General features: G+C 71.7%; 17 protein-coding genes. 10 read left to right on the top strand and 7 right to left on the bottom strand.

Features of this window, described 5'->3' with window-relative positions:
- Window positions 1-4: 4 nt before the first annotated feature.
- From FV226_RS02930 to FV226_RS02920, 3 genes are all read left to right on the top strand, one after another.
- The gene (locus FV226_RS02930) at window positions 5-2,008 is read left to right on the top strand and encodes a heme lyase CcmF/NrfE family subunit (RefSeq protein WP_147761742.1); all 2,004 of its coding nucleotides are present in this window, start codon (window positions 5-7) and stop codon (window positions 2,006-2,008) included.
- Window positions 2,005-2,472 carry a cytochrome c-type biogenesis protein gene (locus FV226_RS02925; protein WP_147754467.1) on the top strand — a complete coding sequence of 156 codons (468 nt, stop codon included), beginning with the start codon at window positions 2,005-2,007 and terminating at the stop codon, window positions 2,470-2,472. Before FV226_RS02930 ends, FV226_RS02925 begins: the two co-directional genes overlap by 4 nt.
- Before the next feature lie 119 nt (window positions 2,473-2,591).
- On the top strand, window positions 2,592-3,248 hold the full coding sequence (locus FV226_RS02920; RefSeq protein WP_147754468.1) for a glutathione S-transferase family protein: 657 nt from the start codon (window positions 2,592-2,594) through the stop codon (window positions 3,246-3,248).
- 209 nt (window positions 3,249-3,457) lie between these two features.
- Here the strand turns inward: FV226_RS02920 and leuC are convergent, their stop codons facing one another.
- On the bottom strand, window positions 3,458-4,870 hold the full coding sequence (gene leuC / locus FV226_RS02915) for a 3-isopropylmalate dehydratase large subunit (RefSeq protein WP_147761741.1): 1,413 nt from the start codon (window positions 4,868-4,870) through the stop codon (window positions 3,458-3,460).
- A gap of 167 nt (window positions 4,871-5,037) precedes the next feature.
- Window positions 5,038-5,256, bottom strand: a complete 219-nt coding sequence (locus FV226_RS02910) for a DUF1127 domain-containing protein (RefSeq protein WP_147761740.1) — start codon at window positions 5,254-5,256, stop codon at window positions 5,038-5,040.
- A 115-nt stretch (window positions 5,257-5,371) separates the two neighbouring features.
- On the opposite strand from FV226_RS02910, the gene FV226_RS02905 reads away from it, so the two are divergent.
- The 3 genes from FV226_RS02905 to FV226_RS02895 all read left to right on the top strand — a co-directional run bounded on the left by FV226_RS02905 (window position 5,372) and on the right by FV226_RS02895 (window position 8,627).
- Window positions 5,372-6,700, top strand: a complete 1,329-nt coding sequence (locus tag FV226_RS02905) for a PLP-dependent aminotransferase family protein (protein ID WP_147761739.1) — start codon at window positions 5,372-5,374, stop codon at window positions 6,698-6,700.
- Between the two features lie 137 nt (window positions 6,701-6,837).
- The gene (locus FV226_RS02900; protein WP_147761814.1) at window positions 6,838-7,791 is read left to right on the top strand and encodes a 2-hydroxyacid dehydrogenase; all 954 of its coding nucleotides are present in this window, start codon (window positions 6,838-6,840) and stop codon (window positions 7,789-7,791) included.
- Window positions 7,788-8,627, top strand: a complete 840-nt coding sequence (locus FV226_RS02895) for an AprI/Inh family metalloprotease inhibitor (protein ID WP_147761738.1) — start codon at window positions 7,788-7,790, stop codon at window positions 8,625-8,627. The genes FV226_RS02900 and FV226_RS02895 overlap by 4 nt, the downstream gene beginning before the upstream one ends.
- Window positions 8,628-8,665: 38 nt before the next feature.
- Here the strand turns inward: FV226_RS02895 and FV226_RS29050 are convergent, their stop codons facing one another.
- Complete coding sequence (locus tag FV226_RS29050) at window positions 8,666-9,355, bottom strand: PRC-barrel domain-containing protein (protein ID WP_147761737.1); 690 nt, start codon at window positions 9,353-9,355, stop codon at window positions 8,666-8,668.
- Between the two features lie 215 nt (window positions 9,356-9,570).
- On the opposite strand from FV226_RS29050, the gene FV226_RS02885 reads away from it, so the two are divergent.
- Window positions 9,571-10,140 carry a glutathione peroxidase gene (locus tag FV226_RS02885; RefSeq protein ID WP_147761736.1) on the top strand — a complete coding sequence of 190 codons (570 nt, stop codon included), beginning with the start codon at window positions 9,571-9,573 and terminating at the stop codon, window positions 10,138-10,140.
- Between the two features lie 17 nt (window positions 10,141-10,157).
- Here the strand turns inward: FV226_RS02885 and FV226_RS02880 are convergent, their stop codons facing one another.
- Window positions 10,158-10,718: an NAD(P)H-dependent oxidoreductase gene (locus FV226_RS02880; RefSeq protein WP_147761813.1), complete on the bottom strand. Its 561-nt coding sequence runs from the start codon at window positions 10,716-10,718 to the stop codon at window positions 10,158-10,160.
- A 428-nt stretch (window positions 10,719-11,146) separates the two neighbouring features.
- Between FV226_RS02880 and FV226_RS02875 the strand changes: the two genes are divergently transcribed.
- Window positions 11,147-11,554: a DoxX family protein gene (locus FV226_RS02875; protein WP_147761735.1), complete on the top strand. Its 408-nt coding sequence runs from the start codon at window positions 11,147-11,149 to the stop codon at window positions 11,552-11,554.
- Between the two features lie 10 nt (window positions 11,555-11,564).
- On the opposite strand, the gene FV226_RS02870 is transcribed toward FV226_RS02875, so the two are convergent.
- The 3 genes from FV226_RS02870 to FV226_RS02860 all read right to left on the bottom strand — a co-directional run bounded on the left by FV226_RS02870 (window position 11,565) and on the right by FV226_RS02860 (window position 15,290).
- Window positions 11,565-12,770 (bottom strand): L-dopachrome tautomerase-related protein, encoded by a 1,206-nt coding sequence (locus FV226_RS02870; protein ID WP_187278697.1) that lies wholly within the window; start codon window positions 12,768-12,770, stop codon window positions 11,565-11,567.
- A gap of 13 nt (window positions 12,771-12,783) precedes the next feature.
- Entirely contained in the window at window positions 12,784-13,761 is a 978-nt protein-coding gene (locus FV226_RS02865; RefSeq protein WP_147761734.1) for an SMP-30/gluconolactonase/LRE family protein, read from the bottom strand.
- A gap of 134 nt (window positions 13,762-13,895) precedes the next feature.
- Window positions 13,896-15,290, bottom strand: coding sequence for a dipeptidase (locus tag FV226_RS02860; RefSeq protein WP_147761733.1), 1,395 nt, complete (start codon window positions 15,288-15,290; stop codon window positions 13,896-13,898).
- 246 nt (window positions 15,291-15,536) lie between these two features.
- Here FV226_RS02860 and FV226_RS02855 point away from each other — a divergent pair, with 246 nt between their 5' ends.
- Together FV226_RS02855 and FV226_RS02850 are read left to right on the top strand one after the other, a co-directional pair.
- Complete coding sequence (locus tag FV226_RS02855; protein ID WP_147761732.1) at window positions 15,537-16,088, top strand: (2Fe-2S)-binding protein; 552 nt, start codon at window positions 15,537-15,539, stop codon at window positions 16,086-16,088.
- Window positions 16,085-17,098, top strand: a complete 1,014-nt coding sequence (locus FV226_RS02850) for a xanthine dehydrogenase family protein subunit M (RefSeq protein WP_147761731.1) — start codon at window positions 16,085-16,087, stop codon at window positions 17,096-17,098. Before FV226_RS02855 ends, FV226_RS02850 begins: the two co-directional genes overlap by 4 nt.
- The last annotated feature ends 2 nt before the right edge of the window (window positions 17,099-17,100 follow it).

Below are 17,100 nucleotides of genomic sequence, written 5' to 3'. Positions count from 1 at the left end.
CCGCTTGATCGTCGAGGTCGGACATTTCGCGTTGGCGCTGGCGCTGGCGCTCTCCCTGGTCCAGTCGGTGATGCCGATCTGGGCCGCCCGCTCGGGCGACGCCGCCCTGCGGCAGGTGGCGACGCCGGCGGCGCTCGGCGCCTTCGCCTGCGTGCTGTTCGCGTTCGCGGCGCTGACCTACGCCCACGCCACGTCCGACTTCTCGGTCCAGAACGTGGTCGAGAACTCGCACACGACGAAGCCGTTCATCTACAAGCTCTCCGGCGTCTGGGGGAACCACGAGGGCTCGATGCTCCTCTGGATCCTGATCCTCACGCTGTTCGGGGCGATGGTGGCGGTGGCCCGCGAGTCGGTGCCGCCTGTGCTGCGCGCCAACACCCTGGCGGTGCAGGGCTTCATCACCTTCGTCTTCGTGCTGTTCGTGATCACCACCTCAAACCCGTTCACCCGGGCGGTGCCGGCGCCGGTCGAGGGCAACGATCTCAATCCGCTGCTGCAGGATTTCGGCCTCGCGGTGCATCCGCCGCTGCTCTACGTCGGCTATGTCGGCTTCTCGATCACCTTCGCCTTCGCGATCGCGGCCCTGATCGACGGCAAGATCGACGCCGTCTGGGCCCGCGCGGTGCGCCCGTGGACGCTGACCGCCTGGAGCTTCCTGACGCTCGGCATCGCGATGGGCTCGTACTGGGCCTATTACGAGCTCGGCTGGGGCGGCTGGTGGTTCTGGGATCCGGTCGAGAACGCCTCGCTGATGCCGTGGATCGCCGGCACAGCGCTGTTGCACTCCACCGTCGTGATGGAGAAGCGCGACGCCCTCAAGGTCTGGACGGTGCTCCTCGCCATCCTCACCTTCTCGCTGTCGCTGCTCGGCACCTTCATCGTGCGTTCGGGCGTGCTCACCTCGGTGCACTCCTTCGCCACCGACCCGACCCGCGGCATCTTCATCCTCGCGATCCTGATCCTGTTCATCGGCGGGTCGCTGACGCTGTTCGCGTGGCGCGCGCCGATGCTGCGGCAGGGCGGCCTGTTCGCGCCGATCTCGCGCGAGGGCGCGCTGGTGATGAACAACCTGTTCCTCGTGGCCGCCTGCGCCACCGTGCTCGTCGGCACGCTCTACCCGCTGCTGCTGGAGATGCTGACGGCGGAGAAGATCTCGGTCGGGCCGCCGTTCTTCAACTACACGTTCGTGCCCCTGGCGATCCCGCTCCTGCTGATCGTGCCGTTCGGGCAGACCCTGGCCTGGAAGCGCGGCGATGCGCTCGCCGCCTCGCAGCGCCTGTTCGCGGCCCTCGGCCTCGCCCTGGCGGTCGGCCTCGCCACCCTGGCCTGGACCTGGGGCGGCCCGGCCATGGCTCCGGTCGGCGTGGGCCTGGGCGCCTACCTCATCGTCGGCTCGGTGCTGGAGATCGTCTCGCGCGCCCGCGGCTTCGGCAGCAGCCGCACCCGCGCGCCCGGCCTGATCTGGCGCCGGGCGATCGGCCTGCCGCGCTCGGCCTGGGGCACGGCCATCGCCCATGCCGGCGTCGGCGTGGTCGTGCTCGGCATCGCGGCGCAGGGCTGGGCGACCGAGGGCCTCGCCACCCTGAAGCCTGGTCAAACCCTGGCGACCGGCCCTTACGTGGCGACGCTGGATCGGGTCGCGCCGCGGCCCGGCCCGAACTACGAGGAGGTCGCGGCCTTCCTCACCATCCGCGACAAGGCTGGCGACGAGATCGGCCAGGTCGACACCGGCAAGCGCTTCTACCCGAGCCGCAAGATGACGGTGACGGAATCGGGCCTGCTCACCCGCGGCGTCAGCCAGGTCTACGCCAGCCTCGGCGAGATCTCGCCCGACGGCAGCATCGGCCTGCGGCTGTACTACAAGCCGCTGGTGCTGCTGATCTGGCTCGGCGCGGTGGTGATGGCGCTCGGCGGCGGCCTGTCGCTCACCGACCGGCGCATGCGCGTTGGCGCGCCCGCCCGCGCCAAGCTCAAGCCCGTTCCCCCGCACGCGGTCCCGGCCGAATGAGCGCCGCGCGCACGCTCCGCGGCCTCCTGCTCGCCGGCCTCGTGCTCGGGGCGGGCGCGGCCCAAGCCGTCCAGCCGGACGAGGTCCTGAAGGACCCGGCCATGGAGCATCGCGCCCGCGAGATCTCCTCGGGCCTGCGCTGCCTCGTCTGCCAGAATCAGTCGATCGACGATTCCGACGCGCCGCTGGCGAAGGACCTCCGGCTGATCGTGCGCGAGCGGCTGAAGGCCGGCGACAGCAACCAGGGCGTCGAGGATTACGTGGTGAACCGCTACGGCGAGTTCGTGTTGCTGCGCCCGGTCCTGGCGCTCCACACCGTGCTGCTGTGGCTGACGCCGCTGCTCGCGGTGCTGCTCGGCGGCTTCGGGATCTGGCGCCTGTCGCGCCGCGCGGCGCCGGCGCCCGAGCGTGGCCTGTCGGCGTCCGAGCAGGCCGACGTCGCGGCTCTGCTCCGGCGCGAGTGATCCCCGTCGGGGTCCGTGGCAATTCGCCCACGCCCGAGGCATGATGTGCGCCTGCGGCGGCGAGTCGGCACGAGTCTTGGATCCGCCTCTCGCGAAAACGATCCGCGAAGGATGCGAGCATGGCCACGGCGACGCTGACGATCTCCAGCCGGAACTACTCGTCGTGGTCGCTTCGCGGCTGGCTGATCTGCAAGATGGCCGGCCTCGACTTCGACACCGAGATGTTGCCCGGCGGCGACGAGACCTCGCGCGCCGAGCTGCTCCACCTCTCGCCCTCGTTCCTCGTCCCCCGCCTGCACCACGAGGGCATCGTGGTTTGGGACACGCTGGCGATCGCGCAGTACCTCAACGAGACCTTCCCCGAGGCCGGCTTCCTGCCGAAGGACGTGGCCGCCCGCGCCCATTGCCGCTCGATCGCCGGCGAGATGCACGGCGGCTTCATCAACCTGCGCTCGGCCCTGCCGATGAACCTGAAGGCCTTCCACCCGAGCTTTCGGGTGTTCAACGGCGCCAAGGGCGACATCGAGCGCATCGTCACGATCTTCGACGACTGCCTCGCCCGCTACGACGGGCCGTTCCTGTTCGGCGAGCGCCCGACGCTGGCCGACGCGATGTACGCCCCCGTCTGCACGCGCTTTCGCACCTACGACGTGACCCTTCCCCCGCGCGCCACCGCCTACCGCGACGCCATCCTGCACTGGCCGCTGATGGTCGAGTGGGCCGAGGCCGCCGCCGAGGAGCCGGAGGAGATCGAAGAGCTCGATATGGAGTTCTGAGGGCGGAGCAGCCCTGAACCGCGTCCGTCGTCGGCGAGCCGAGGCTCCGCCAATCGATCACGAACACTCCCCGTCATCCCGGGGCTGCGCAGCAGAGCCCGGGATCTAGAGCCGCCGCCGACGCCAGCCGAAGCACGACCTGCGGTTCTGGATTCCGGGCTCGCCTTCGGCGCCCCGGAATGACGGCGAGGGGTGGTTGGCGGGAGCCCTTACCCCTTGGGCCAGGCCCGGATGTCGACGAAGCGGCCGGCCACGGCGGCTGCGGCGGCCATGGCCGGGGAGACGAGGTGGGTGCGGCCGCGATGGCCCTGGCGGCCCTCGAAGTTGCGGTTCGAGGTCGAGGCGCAGCGCTCGTTCGGGCTGAGGCGGTCGGCGTTCATGCCGAGGCACATCGAGCAGCCGGGCTCGCGCCAATCGAAGCCGGCGGCCTTCAGCACCGTGTCGATGCCCTCGGCCTCGGCCTGCGCCTTCACCAGGCCGGAGCCCGGCACCACCATCGCCGAGACGCTCTCGTGCACCTTCTGGCCCGCGACCATCTGGGCGACGATGCGCAGGTCTTCGATCCGGCCGTTGGTGCAGGAGCCGATGAACACCCGGTCGAGGGTGATGTCGGTGATCTTCGTGCCCGGCGTGAGCCCCATGTAGGACAGGGCCTTCTCCTTCGAGGCGCGCTTGTTCTCGTCGAGGATCGAGGCCGGGTCGGGCACCGAGCCCAGCACGGAGATCACGTCCTCGGGGCTCGTGCCCCAGCTGACGATTGGCGGCAGGCTGGCGGCGTCCAGGCGGACTTCCTTGTCGAAATGCGCGCCCTCGTCGCTGACGAGGCTCTCCCAGTAGGCCCGCGCCCGCGCGAAGGCCTCGCCCTTCGGCGCCATCGGCCGGCCTTCGCAATAGGCGTAGGTCGTGGCGTCCGGGGCGACGAGGCCGGCGCGTGCGCCGCCCTCGATCGACATGTTGCAGATCGTCATCCGGCCTTCCATCGACAGCGCGCGGATCGCCTCGCCCGCATACTCGATGACGTGGCCGGTGCCGCCGGCGGTGCCGATCTCGCCGATGATCGCAAGCACGATGTCCTTGGCGCTGACGCCGGCCGGCAGCACGCCGTCGACGGTGACGCGCATGTTCCTGGCCTTCTTCTGCAGCAGCGTCTGCGTGGCGAGCACGTGCTCGACCTCGGAGGTGCCGATGCCGTGGGCGAGAGCCCCGAACGCGCCGTGCGTCGAGGTGTGGCTGTCGCCGCAGACGATGGTCTGGCCGGGCAGGGTGAAGCCCTGCTCGGGGCCGATGATGTGGACGATGCCCTGGCGGCGATCGAGGGCATCGTAGAACTCGATGCCGAAATCCTTGACGTTCTGCGCCAGCGCCTCGAGCTGGATCCGGCTCTCCGGATCCTCGATGCCCTTGGAGCGGTCCGAGGTCTGGACGTTGTGGTCCACCACCGCCAGCGTCTTCTCCGGGGCGCGCACCGTGCGACCGGCGACGCGCAGACCCTCGAAGGCCTGCGGGCTCGTCACCTCGTGGACGAGGTGGCGGTCGATGTAGAGCAGCGTCGAGCCGTCGGCCTCGACGTCGACGACGTGGTCGTCCCAGATCTTGTCGTAGAGGGTGCGCGGGCTCGTCATGGATTCTGGTCGCTTCGCGGCGTGTCTGTTGCCGGCCAACGGCCGGCGCGGACGTCTTTAGTAAGGTTCGACGCGCGATTTCGGAAGTGCTCGCCGGCCGGTCGCCGCAAATGGCTGACCGGCATCGGCTGCAGAGGTGGGTGCGAGGTGGCGGCCGGCCGCTCGGGTCACGGCTTCCAGAACGGCTTGCGGGCTTCCGCGCGGACGGCGAAGCGGTCGAGGCCTGCGTCGCGGAGTTGGTCGTCGCGCAGGCTCGCGAGCTCGCGGCGCGCCCGGTGGCGCTTCAGCCAGATCCCTACGATCGACGCGTCGAATCCGAGGAACCGCCTGCGGTCGGGCGCGGATGCCGAGGTGGGGAACGACGCGGGCGACGAGGCGGCTTGCATGGTCGGCGATCCGAAGCGGGGAAGGGGAAGCGATCCGGCCGGGATTGCCTCGACAGGATTGATCCGATACGCATCTCGGTTCAATGTCTTTATTGAACTCGGATCAATTTAGCCGATGACCGATTACAGGAGCGTCGCCGACGCGGTCGCGGCGGAGATCGCCAGCGGGCAGATCGGGCCGGGGCATCGCCTGCCGCCGCAGCGCACCTTCGCCTATGAGCGCGACATCGCGGTCTCGACGGCGGCGCGCGTCTACGCCGAGCTGGCCCGCCGCGGCCTCACCCTCGGCGAGGTCGGGCGCGGCACCTACGTGCGCTCGGACCTGAGCGGGCCGGTCCTGCAGCCCGAGCCCGCGCCCGGCGCGGTGGACTTGCAACGGACTCACTCGAACCTGCCCGAGCAGAACCGCGTGTTGACCGAGGGGCTCGCCGCCCTCGCGCGGGCCGGCGGCGCGAGCGCGGCCTTGAACCAGTTCGGCCCAGCCGGGACGCCGCGGGCGCGGGCCGTCGCGGCGAACTTCCTCGCGCGCGGCGGCTTCGCCCCCGATGCCGATGGCATCCTGTTCACCGGAAACGGGCGCCAGGGTCTGGCCGCGGTGCTGGCGGCCCTGGCACGACCGGGGGAGCGCGTCGGCTGCGAGCCGCTGACCTACCCGGTGGTCAAGGGCATCGCCGCGCGCCTCGGCATCGCCCTGGTCCCCCTCGCCCTCGACGGCGAGGGCATGCGGCCGGATGCGATCCTGCGGGCGCATCGCGCCGCCCCGTTGAGCGGGCTCTACCTTCAGCCGACCCTCCAGAACCCGTTGGGCCTCACCATGGGGCCGAGCCGGCGGGCGGAGATCGCGGCGGTGCTGGCGCAGACCGGGCTCGTGGCGATCGAAGACGCGGTCTACAGCTTCCTCTCGGATGCGGTACCCCTGGCGGCCCAGGCGCCGGACCGGACGATCGTGATCGACAGCCTGTCGAAGCGCGTCATGCCGGGCCTGACGGTCGGACTGATCGCCTCCCCGCCCGATTGGACCGACCGCCTCGCCGCCTCCGTGCGCCAGGGCGGATGGGCCGCGACGGGGTTTCCGCTGGCCGCCGGCACCCACTGGATGGGCGACGGATCGGCGGCGCGGCTCGCCGTCGTCAAGCGCGCGGACGCGGTCGCGCGGCAGGCGCTGGCGCGCGAATGCCTGGACGGCCTGTCGGTAAGCGGCGAACGCGGCGCCTATCATCTCTGGCTCGACCTGCCGGAGACCTGGCGCGCCGAGGCCTTCGCCGCGGCCGCCTTGCGCCAGGGTATCTCCATCACGCCCGCCTCGGCCTTCGCCATCGGCCCTGGGCACGCCCCGAACGCCGTCCGCCTGGCGCTGGCGGCGCCCCCGCTCGACGCGCTACGCCGGGCGCTGATGGCTCTGCGCCGCCTCGTCGACGCGGCGGACGACCCGATGATCGACTAGGTCGGCGTCGGCCGCCCCGGGGCCGTGCGGCCTTGCCGCCAAAGCGGCGGCCCCTCATCATCGCGCCGCGAGACCATGCCCCGACGGCGCCGGGCGCCAGGAGCCGAGCTTTGAGCCTTTCACGACCCGACATCCTCATGCTGAAGCCGATGCACCCGAGCGTGGCGGAGGCCCTGACGCCCACCTTCGCCCTGCACCGGCTCGACACCGCGAACGACCGCGACGCGTTCCTCGCCGAGGTCGGCCCGCGCGTCCGCGGGCTCGCGGTCAAAGCCCAGGCGGTAGTGGACGGCGCGCTGCTCGACCGGCTTCCCAACCTGGAGATCGTCGCCAACTTCGGGGTCGGCTACGACACGATCGACGCCGCCGAGGCCGCGCGGCGCGGCGTCGTCGTCACCAACACGCCGGACGTGCTCACCGACGAGGTCGCGGACCTGGCGGTCGGCCTCCTGCTTGCCACGATCCGCCGGATCCCGCAGGCGGACCGCTACCTGCGCGCCGGGCGGTGGCCGGCGGCGCCGTTCCCGCTCACCGCATCGCTGCGCGGGCGCCGGGTCGGCATCCTCGGGCTCGGGCGGATCGGGCGGGCGATCGCCCGCAGACTCGAAGGCTTCGGCGTCGAGATCGCCTATCACGGACGGCGGCCGCAAGCCGACGCGCCCTACGCCTACCATCCGACCCTGGTCGGGCTGGCGCAAGCCGTCCACGTGCTCATGGTGGTGGCGCCGGGTGGCGCCGGCACGGACGGCCTCGTCGACGCCGCGGTGCTCGCGGCGCTCGGGCCGGAGGGCATCCTCGTCAACGTCGCCCGCGGCAGCGTGGTGGACGAGGCGGCGCTGGTCGCAGCGCTTGAGGCCGGCACGATCCACGGCGCCGGCCTCGACGTCTTCGCCGCCGAGCCGCACGTGCCGGAGCGGCTCGTCGCCCTCGACCGGGTGGTGCTGCTGCCGCATGTCGGGTCGGGCACGCACGAGACCCGCGCCGGCATGGGGCGGCTCGTCGTCGACAACCTGGTCTCGTGGTTCGAGGGCCGCGGCCCGCTGACGCCGGTGGCGGAGACGCCTTGGCCGGTTTCGGGCGCCCGCGCATGAGCACGGCCCACTCCGTCGCCGGCCTACGGTTCGCTGCCGGGGCTTGGCTCGCTCTGGCCGGCGCCGCCCGCGCGCAGGAGCCGCCCGCGGCCGACTCGCCCGCGCCCTTCGCGACGACCCTCCCCGAGGCGCGCGGCGGCGTGCCCGGCACCTGGGACTTGTCGCGCGACGGCACCAACCGGCGCTGCGTGATGACGCTGAGTTCGGAATCCGGCGAGGCCGGGCAGGTGGTGCGGTTTCCTGCCGGCTGCCGGCGGGCGGTGCCGGTGGTGGGGACGGTCGCCGGCTGGCTCTTCGCCGACGGCGTCGTCCGCCTCGTCGACCGAAACGTCCGCCCGGTGCTGGCCTTCGCCAAGCGCCCCGACCAGCGCAGCTACGTCGCCACGGCCGCGTCGGGCGAGAGCTACAGCCTGGTTCCGCTGGAAATCGCGGCGATGGGTACGCCGAGCCTCCTCGATCCGGCGCCGGTCGCGGTCACGCCGCCCGCGCTCGCACCGTCCGCCGCCGCGCCGGAGCCGGTGCCGACCCCGGCGGCCGCGCCCGGGCCCGGCATCGGGGTCCAGGCCGGGATCTACGCCCTCGACCGGCTGCTCAACCGCGACGTCTGTCGCCTCGATCTCGGCGGCGGTCCCGGCGCGCCGGTGCACCTGCTTCCGAATTGCCGCGACACCGGGATCGAGGTGTTCGACCCGGCGACGTGGCGCACCGGCGAGGGCCGGATGACCCTGGTGGCCAAGCGCGGGCACGTGGTGAACCTCGTGCCCGCCGGCGACGGCACCTGGCGGCGCGACCCCGAGACCGGCGTCGCCTTCGTGCTCCGCCGGATCGATCCCTGAGGCCGCCCTGCCGGGGCGCCGTCACATAGCGAGGGCTATTACTTGGCCCCGTCGGCCTTGGTGGCGTCGTCCTTCGGCTTCTCCTTGCCGAGGTAGATGTATTCCGGCGCAGCGCGGAGCTGGTCCTTGTCGGTGTTGATCACCGCCCGCAGCGCCTTGCCGTCGATCCGCTGGAGGTGAAGCGCGCTGGGATCGACCGCCACGTACTTGGTGCCGATCCCGAGGAAGCCGCCGACGCCGACGACCCAGGCCTTCACCTTGCCGTCGAAGCCGATCACCACGTCGGCGATCTCGCCGATGGTCTCGTTGGCGCCGTTGATGATGCTCTGGCCGACGAGCTTCGAGCTGACCATGTCGTCGGGCGACTGCGCGACGAAGGTCGGCCGCAGGTCGTTCGTGAAGGTCGCGGGCTGCCCCGGCACCGGCTCGACCGGCTTCAACGGCGCGGCCGACGCGTCGGGCTTCACCGTGTCAGACTTGGTCGTGTCGGAGCTGGTGGCGTCGGGCTTCACCACATCAGGCTTCACCACGTCAGGCTTCACCACGTCAGGCTTCACCACGTCAGGCTTGGGCGCGTCCGGCGAGATCGTGGCCGGCTTCTCCGGCGGCACCGCCTGGGTGCCCGGCGCTGGCGCGGTCGGAGCCGGCGTCTGCGCGAGCGCGAGGCTCGTTCCCAGGGCGGTCGTGCCCAGGGTGAGGAGGACCGTTCCGGCAATCAGGCTGCGCATCGCGTCTCGTCTTTCCATCGTCGCCCCGCGCCCGATCCGGCCCGAAGTCGACAGTCAAGGTTCCCCCGCAAAAGGCCCGTCGCATCAGAAGGTTCCACCGGTGCCGACGGTGCGCCGGCTCGTGAAATCGCGCGATCGGCCGCCCTGGACCTCTCGGCCGCCTGCGCCATGTGGTGGCTGACGTGATCTGCCACCGTTCCGGAGGCCGCAAGCCCATGATCCTTCACCGCCGCGACGCCCTCGCCCTCCTCGGTGCGGCCGTCGGCGCCGCCACCGCCGGCCGCGCCCAAGCCCTGGATGCCGGGATGCGTGCCACCGCCTTCGCCTTCGACGGGCCGGAAGGGGGCGCGATGCCGCTCTCGGCCTATGCCGGGCGACCGATCCTGGTGGTCAACACCGCCACCGCCTGTGGCTATGCCGGCCAGCTCGCCGGGCTGCAGACCCTGTGGACCCGCTTCCAGGAGCGCGGTCTGACGGTGCTCGGCGTACCGTCGCCCGATTTCGGCAACCAGGAGCCGCTGGACGGGGCCGCCATCGCCGAGGCCGCCCGCAAGAACCACGGCGTCACCTTCCCGCTCACGGCCAAGACGCGGGTGAAGATGCCGGGCGCGCACCCATTCTACCAGTGGGCGGCGCTCGAGAAGCCCGGCGAGACGCCGCGCTGGAACTTCCACAAGTACCTCGTGGCCCGCGACGGCACCCTGGCCGCCGCCTTCGCGACGCAGGTCGAGCCGACCGATCCGCGGGTGATCAGCGCGATCGCCGGGGCGCTCGACAAGGCTTGAAGGTCAAGGCCTGAGGGTCACGCCGCCGGCGCCTTGGCCCGGTCGGCCCCGCGCGTCACGGCGAGCAGGGCGTCGAGCTCGCGGCCGGCCGCTTCGATGCGCGCGGCCACCGTCGCGTCGGCGACGACCCCGTCCGCGATCTCGTCGCCGCCAGCATAGACCGAGGTCGGCGCGATGTGCGCGGAGAAGAACCCGAACAGCGGACGGAGCGAGTGCTCCACCACCAGCGCATGGCGCAGGCCGCCGCCGGTGGCGGCGAGCGCCACCGGCAGGCCGACGAGCGCCTCCGCGCCGACGAAGTCGAACACGTGCTTGAACAGGCCGGAATAGGCGCCCTTGTAGACGGGCGTCCCGACGATCAGCGCGTCGGCCCCCTCGATCGCCGCGACCAGCGCCTCCGCCGACTCCGAGAGGTCGTCGCGGGTGAGCGCACCGAGGCCCGGCCCGGCGTCGATCAGGTCGATCACGGTCAGGTCGATGCGGCGATGGCGGCCGAGTTCCGCGGCGATCGCCTCGACGAGGGTGCGGGTGCGCGAGGGCCGGTTGATGCTCGCCGAGAACGCGACGACGCGGGGCAGGGGCACGGATGGGACCTCGGGACTCGGCGGAGCGCCCTGGCCCGTGGAGGCCGGCGGCGCGATCGGCCCGTTGTGACCGGTCCGGCGACGCTTGGGAACCACCGGGGGGCGCGACTCCGCCGCCGTGTCGGGGGCCGTCCGTCCATTCGGCGGGATGCGCGTGAGGGGACCCGATGTCATGGCATTGGCCCTTCGCACGGGTTGGGGCGGCCCCGGCGGAGCGCCGGATCGGAGGTCGTGGACGGCCTCCCCTGCAAGTCCCTCGCCCGGCGCGTCCGGTGGGAAGGGAAGTATGACACGCACCGGTTGGAATTCCATGAACCGGTCGCGGCTCGCCGCACGGCGGCGGTCACCGAAGCCCCAAGCTTGACAGCGGCCACGAATTCTTCGCGATGGTGTCTCCCCCGGCCTCGGAGACCCGTCCGCTCATGAACTCGCTCGTCGCGCGCCTGAACGGCTACGCCCCCCTCGCCCTGTCGCTGCTGCGGGCGGTGACCGGCCTCGTCTTCCTCCAGCACGGCACGCAGAAGCTGTTCGGCCTGCCGCCCCGCGCGATGCCCGCGCCCGAGCTGCTCTCCCTCGCTGGCGCCGCGGGCCTGCTCGAACTGGTCGGCGGCGCGCTGATCATCCTCGGCCTGTTCACCCGGCCCGTCGCGTTCCTGCTCTCGGGCCAGATGGCGGTGGGCTACTTCCTCGTCCACGCGCCGAAAGCGCCGTTCCCGGCGGTCAACGGGGGCGACGCCGCGATACTGTTCTGCTTCGTCTTCCTGTACCTCGTCTTCGCCGGCCCCGGCCCGCTGAGCGTGGACGCCGCCCGCGCCGGCCGCCGCTACTGAGCCGAGGTCGTCACTGAGACAATCCGTCGACCGGGTCGGCGTCGATCCGCATCCGCAGGATCGCGTAGGGTGGTTGCTGCAGGTCCTTGCCGCGGTTGAACTCGGGGCGGCGGTTCACCTGCGCGCCCGAGATGTAGAGCCAGCGGTCGGCGGTGATCCAGAACGTGTCCGCCCAGATCAGGCGCGGATCCGAGGCGATCACCGTGATCGTGCCGTCGGGGTCGCGCCGGCCGACGGCGTTGTGCTCCTGCAGGCTGAGGTAGACCCGGTCCTTCGAGTCGGTGGTCAGGCCGCCGGTCATCCCCTTCTCGCCGAGATCCTTCACGGTCGCCGCCACCTCGGCATCCGTGACCTTGGGATCGAGGAGGCCCGCCGTCTCCACGGAATACAGCCGCCGCGCCATCAGCGGCGCGTAATACAGGCGCGTGCCGTCGGGGCTCAGCGCGATGCCGTTGGCGCCGCCCTTCGGATGCTGCGGCGGGCCGTCGCCCTTGGTCTGCATCACCGGGCGCTCCTCGACGAACTTCACCACGCCCTTCTGCGACTTGGTGCTGGCATGCTCGGAGAGCCGCCGCGCCACCTGTCCGGTAGCGAGGTCGACCGCGAGGATCGCCCCGTCCTCGCCCTGGCCCTGGTCGGTGATGTAGGCGCGCTGGCGCCCGGCTCGGACCTCGACGCGCAGGTCGTTCAGCGACGAGGTCGGCGTGACGCCGGCCTCGAGCGGGATCATGCGGACGATCCGGTTCGTGGCGAGGTCCATCTGGACGAGCTTGGCCCCGCCCGGCACCGGCGCGCCCTTGCCCTCGGGCAGGCCCGAATCGAGCAGCCACAGGCTGTCGTCGGGGGCGAAGACGCCGTTCGGCACGTGGAAGAACGTCGCCTGCGGCCTCCCCGCGTCCGGGGTGTTGGTCGCCTGGTCGGGATAGGCCTTCACCGAGCCGTCTGGCGACACCTCACCCACCGTGATCGGCTCCTTGCCGGTGAAGCGCGGCATCATCACGAAGACGCGGCCCTTGTGCGAGATCGCCAGCCCGGTCGGGGTCGAGGGCGCGTTCGCGGCGAGCGCCAGCTCCATCGGAGACGCCTTCCGGCTCGCCACCGCGGTCCCGCCTGGCGCGGGCGAGCCGCCCTCGGCCGCGACCGCGGGCAGGGCGAGGGCGGCGAGGCCGCCGGCGAGGAGGTGGCGCCGGGCGAGAGACAGTCGGGCGAAGGACATGGAGCTTACCGTTTCAGCCGCGGGGCGCGACGCGCAGGTCGATGGCGAGGATGGCGTGGCCGGCGGCGACGAACAGCCGGCGCCCGTCCGATCCGCCGAAGGCGAGGTTCGCGGCAGCCGTCGGCATGGCGATCCGCCCGAGCGCCGTGCCGTCGGGTGCGAAGATGCGGATGCCGTCGCCGCAGGCGGCGTAGACCCGGCCGGCGGCGTCGACCTTGAGGCCGTCGGGTACGCCGGCTTCGATCGCCGCGAAGGTCCGCGGCGGCCCAAGCCGACCGTCCGGACCGACCGCGAAGGCCATCACCGCGCGACCCCCCTCTGGGTTGAGCGACGCCCCGGATTCGCTGACGTAGAGGGTGCGCCCGTCCGGCGCGAAGGCGAGGCCGTTCGGCTGGTCGAGGGCGTCGGTCATCGCCTCGACGCGGGCCGCCGACGAGCCCGGCGCGGTGACGCGGTAGACGCGCCGCGCGGCCTGCTCGGGCTCGGCCAGGATGCCCTCTTCGGGCTGGGTGATGCCGAAGACGGGATCGGTGAACCACACCGCTCCGTCGGTGGCGACCACCGCGTCGTTGGGGGAGTTCAGCCTCTTGCCGCCGAACGCGTCCGCCAGCACGGTCTTGGTCCCGTCCGCCTCGCGCCGCACCACTTGCCGGGTGCGGTGCTCGCAGGTGATCAGGCGTCCTTGCGCGTCCAGCGCGTTGCCGTTGCCGTTCTCGGACGGGTCGAACAGGGTCTTCGCCGACCCGTCCTCCGCGAGCACGCGGATCCGGTTGGCCTTGGTGTCGCTGAACACCAGCCCGCCGAGACCGGGCGCCCAGCACGGACCCTCGCACCAGCGCCCGTCGTCGAACAGCGTCCGCAGTTGTGCGGACGGGTCGATCAGCGCGTCGAGCCGCGGATCGTCCACCCGCACCACCGCGCCCGCCGCCCGCGCCGTCGAGGCGGCGAGCAGGCCGAGGCCGCCCGCCAGGATCGTGCGTCGATGCGGCATGAGGCTCCCGGGACGGGCGACCGGCCGGGTTGCCGTCGCGCGGTCAGGGAAGGCGCAGAAGCACGCCTCGGTTCCCGCGAGCCGTCTCGCACCGCACCGCCTGCCCCAGCGGAAGGGGGAGGGAAAGCCGCCGCTCAGTGCCCCCGCCGTGCCCCCAAAGCCGACAGGATGCGCGCCCACGAGCGCGTGCCCTTGTGGAAGCTCCGCAGGTCGTACTTCTCGTTCGGCGAGTGGATGCGGTCGTCGTCGAGTCCGAAGCCGATCAGCAGGGTGTTGCGGTCGAGGAGGCGCTTGAAGTCGCCGACGATCGGGATCGAGCCGCCCGCGCCCACCGTCACCGCGGGCACGCCCCACTCGTCCTGGAGCGCGGCGCGGGCGGTCTCCAGCTCCGGCATGTCGAAGGGCAGGCTGATGGCGCGCGAGCCCTTGTAGCAGATCACGTTCACCGAGCAGTCGGCGGGGATGCGTGCGCGCACGAAGGCCTCGAAGGTCTCGGCGAGCTTCTGCGGGTCCTGGTCGTCCACGAGGCGGAACGAGACCTTGGCGCTGGCCTTGCCCGCGATCACCGTCTTGGTGCCCTCGCCGGTATAGCCGCCGATGATGCCGTTGACGTCGCAAGCCGGCCGCGACTGCACCAATTCGATCAGCAGACGCCCGCGCTCGCCGGCCGGCTCCGACAGGCCGATGGGGCCGAGGAACGTTTCGGGCGTGAAGTCGAGGCCGCGCCACTGCTCCAGCACCTCGGGCGGCCGCTCGCGCACGCCGTCGTAGAAGCCAGGCAGCGTCACCTTGCCGTCGGCGTCGTGCAGGTCGGCGAGGATGCGCGACAGCACGTGGATCGGGTTGCGCGCGGCGCCGCCGAAGAAGCCCGAATGCAGGTCGCGGTCGGCGCAGGTCACCTCGACCTCGAAATAGGCGAGCCCGCGTAGGGACGAGGTGATCGCCGGCGTCGTCGGGTTCCACATCGACGTGTCGCACACCAGCACGACGTCGGCGGCGAGCCGATCCTTGTTCCGCGCCACCCATTCCGGCAGCCCCTGCGAGCCGTTCTCCTCGGCGCCCTCGATCAGGATCGTGACCGCGCAGGGTAGCTCGGCGTTCATCGCCAGATGCGCCCGGCAGGCCTCGACGAAGGTCATCACCTGGCCCTTGTCGTCCGAAGCGCCGCGGGCGACGATTGTCTTCTCGCCCTTCGCGTCGGTGGCGATCCGCGGCTCGAACGGCGGCGTCTCCCACAGGTCCAGCGGGTCCACCGGCTGCACGTCGTAATGCCCATAGAACAGCACGTGCGGCGCCCCGGGCTTCGGCTTATGCGCCAGCACGACGGGGTGGAGCGAGGTCTCCTCCACCGAGGTCTCGAACCCGAGCGCCGTCAGGTCCGCGGCGAGCCAGGCCGCCGCCTCGCGGCAATGGGGGGCATAGGCTGGATCGGTCGAGATCGAGGGAATCCTGAGGAAGGCGAACAGGCGCTCCAGGGCGTTGTCGAGATCCTTGTCGATGTCGTTGAGGACGGAATCGAGGGCGGCCATCGGGGCTCCTGAGGCGGTTCGGCGGTCCGGCCCAGGGTTAGCCGAGGCGTGCGCAAACGGAAACCGCTTGGTCCGCAACGCGACGCCCGACGCGGCGACGACCACGGATTGGAACGGCGGCAGATTGGAACCGTTATCGAGTGCAACGGACAATCCGTGCGGCGAGCCCGGATGCACGCCTTGCGCGCCGTGTTCGCTCCGACCTGTTCGCCCTTTCGCGAAAAACCTTTTCTCCTGGAACGCCTCATGCTCATCGAAAGCGGTTCGCCGGTCGCCGCGGACACCCGGGTCGGCATCAGCCTGACCATCAACGGGCAGCACCGCGAACTCCAGGTCGCCCCCTGGACCACCCTGCTCGACCTGCTGCGCGAGACCCTCGACCTCACCGGCACCAAGAAGGGCTGCGACCACGGCCAGTGCGGCGCCTGCACGGTGCTGGTGGACGGCGTCCGCGTGAATTCCTGCCTCGCCCTGGCGGTGATGAAGGACGGCGCCGAGGTCACCACCGTCGAGGGCCTTGCCGGCCTGTCGAACGGCGGCGCCGGCAGCAACGGCCTGCACCCCATCCAGGCGGCCTTCGTCGAGCACGACGCCTTCCAGTGCGGCTACTGCACGCCGGGCCAGCTCTGCTCGTCGGTCGGCATGATGAACGAGGGTCACGCGCATTCGCGCGACGAGATCCGCGAGGCGATGAGCGGAAACATCTGTCGCTGCGGCGCCTACACCAACATCGTCGACGCGATCGAGGATGTGATGGCGCAGGACGGTGCGGCTCAAGACTTGGGAGCCGCCCGATGAACCGCTTCGATTACGTTCGCGCCGGCACCGTGGCGGAGGCCGTGCAGGCCTTCGCCGGCGCACCCGGCGCGCAGTTCATCGCCGGCGGCACCAACCTCGTCGACCTGATGAAGTACGACGTGACGCGCCCCGGCCGCCTGATCGACATCACTCGCCTGCCGCTCGGCGGCATCGCCGAGCACGACGGCGGGCTGCGGGTCGGCGCTCTCGTGACGAACGCGAACCTCGCCTACGACGCCCGCGTCAGGAGCCGCTACCCGCTGCTGGCGGACGCGATCCTGGCTGGGGCCTCGGGCCAGCTGCGCAACGCTGCGACCACCGGCGGCAACCTCAACCAGCGCACCCGCTGCTACTATTTCTACGACACGGCCACCCCCTGCAACAAGCGCGAGCCCGGAAGCGGCTGCGCCGCGATCGGCGGCCTGACCCGCATCCACGCGATCTTCGGGGCGAGCGAATCCTGCATCGCCACCCACCCGTCCGACATGTGCGTCGCGCTCGCGGCGCTGGAGGCGGTGGTGCAGGTGACGGGGCCGGAGGGCGACCGCAGCATCGCGTTCGCGGACTTCCATCGGCTGCCCGGCGACGACCCGGCCAAGGACAGCACCCTGAAGCCGGGCGAGATCGTCCTCTCCGTCGACCTTCCCGCCGCGGACCTCTCGAAGAACTACACCTACCTGAAGCTGCGCGACCGGCTGTCCTACGCCTTCGCCCTCGTCTCCGTGGCGGCGGCGCTCGAACTCGACGGCGACACGGTGAAGATCGCCCGCCTCGCGCTCGGCGGCGTGGCGCACAAGCCGTGGCGCAACCGGCAGGCCGAGGCGCTGCTCGTCGGCAAGCCGGCCACCCGCGAGACCTTCCAGGCCGCCGCCGACTTCGTCGTCGCCGAGGCCCGCCCCCAATCCGAGAACGCGTTCAAGGTCGAGCTTGCGCGGCGTGCGATCGTGCGAGGCCTGTCCCAGGCCGCCGCCGGCACGCCGCAGTCGCTCACCGACAAGCGCATCCAGTAAGG

The sequence above is a fragment of the Methylobacterium sp. WL12 genome (assembly GCF_008039475.1).
Taxonomy (GTDB): Bacteria; Pseudomonadota; Alphaproteobacteria; order Rhizobiales; family Beijerinckiaceae; genus Methylobacterium; species Methylobacterium cerastii.
The sequence above is the reverse complement of the archived record's forward strand: the minus strand, read 5'-3'. Positions and strand labels throughout refer to the sequence as shown.

What these genes read in the sequence shown, in the direction of transcription:
- FV226_RS02925 (WP_147754467.1), top strand. Translation starts at nt 2,005, where the DNA reads ATGAGCGCCGCGCGCACGCTCCGCGGCCTCCTGCTCGCCGGCCTCGTG.
- FV226_RS02920 (WP_147754468.1), top strand. Translation starts at nt 2,592, where the DNA reads ATGGCCACGGCGACGCTGACGATCTCCAGCCGGAACTACTCGTCGTGG.
- leuC (WP_147761741.1), bottom strand. Translation starts at nt 4,870, where the DNA reads ATGACGAGCCCGCGCACCCTCTACGACAAGATCTGGGACGACCACGTC.
- FV226_RS02910 (WP_147761740.1), bottom strand. Translation starts at nt 5,256, where the DNA reads ATGCAAGCCGCCTCGTCGCCCGCGTCGTTCCCCACCTCGGCATCCGCG.
- FV226_RS02905 (WP_147761739.1), top strand. Translation starts at nt 5,372, where the DNA reads ATGACCGATTACAGGAGCGTCGCCGACGCGGTCGCGGCGGAGATCGCC.
- FV226_RS02900 (WP_147761814.1), top strand. Translation starts at nt 6,838, where the DNA reads ATGCTGAAGCCGATGCACCCGAGCGTGGCGGAGGCCCTGACGCCCACC.
- FV226_RS02895 (WP_147761738.1), top strand. Translation starts at nt 7,788, where the DNA reads ATGAGCACGGCCCACTCCGTCGCCGGCCTACGGTTCGCTGCCGGGGCT.
- FV226_RS29050 (WP_147761737.1), bottom strand. Translation starts at nt 9,355, where the DNA reads ATGCGCAGCCTGATTGCCGGAACGGTCCTCCTCACCCTGGGCACGACC.
- FV226_RS02885 (WP_147761736.1), top strand. Translation starts at nt 9,571, where the DNA reads ATGATCCTTCACCGCCGCGACGCCCTCGCCCTCCTCGGTGCGGCCGTC.
- FV226_RS02875 (WP_147761735.1), top strand. Translation starts at nt 11,147, where the DNA reads ATGAACTCGCTCGTCGCGCGCCTGAACGGCTACGCCCCCCTCGCCCTG.
- FV226_RS02870 (WP_187278697.1), bottom strand. Translation starts at nt 12,770, where the DNA reads ATGTCCTTCGCCCGACTGTCTCTCGCCCGGCGCCACCTCCTCGCCGGC.
- FV226_RS02865 (WP_147761734.1), bottom strand. Translation starts at nt 13,761, where the DNA reads ATGCCGCATCGACGCACGATCCTGGCGGGCGGCCTCGGCCTGCTCGCC.
- FV226_RS02860 (WP_147761733.1), bottom strand. Translation starts at nt 15,290, where the DNA reads ATGGCCGCCCTCGATTCCGTCCTCAACGACATCGACAAGGATCTCGAC.
- FV226_RS02855 (WP_147761732.1), top strand. Translation starts at nt 15,537, where the DNA reads ATGCTCATCGAAAGCGGTTCGCCGGTCGCCGCGGACACCCGGGTCGGC.
- FV226_RS02850 (WP_147761731.1), top strand. Translation starts at nt 16,085, where the DNA reads ATGAACCGCTTCGATTACGTTCGCGCCGGCACCGTGGCGGAGGCCGTG.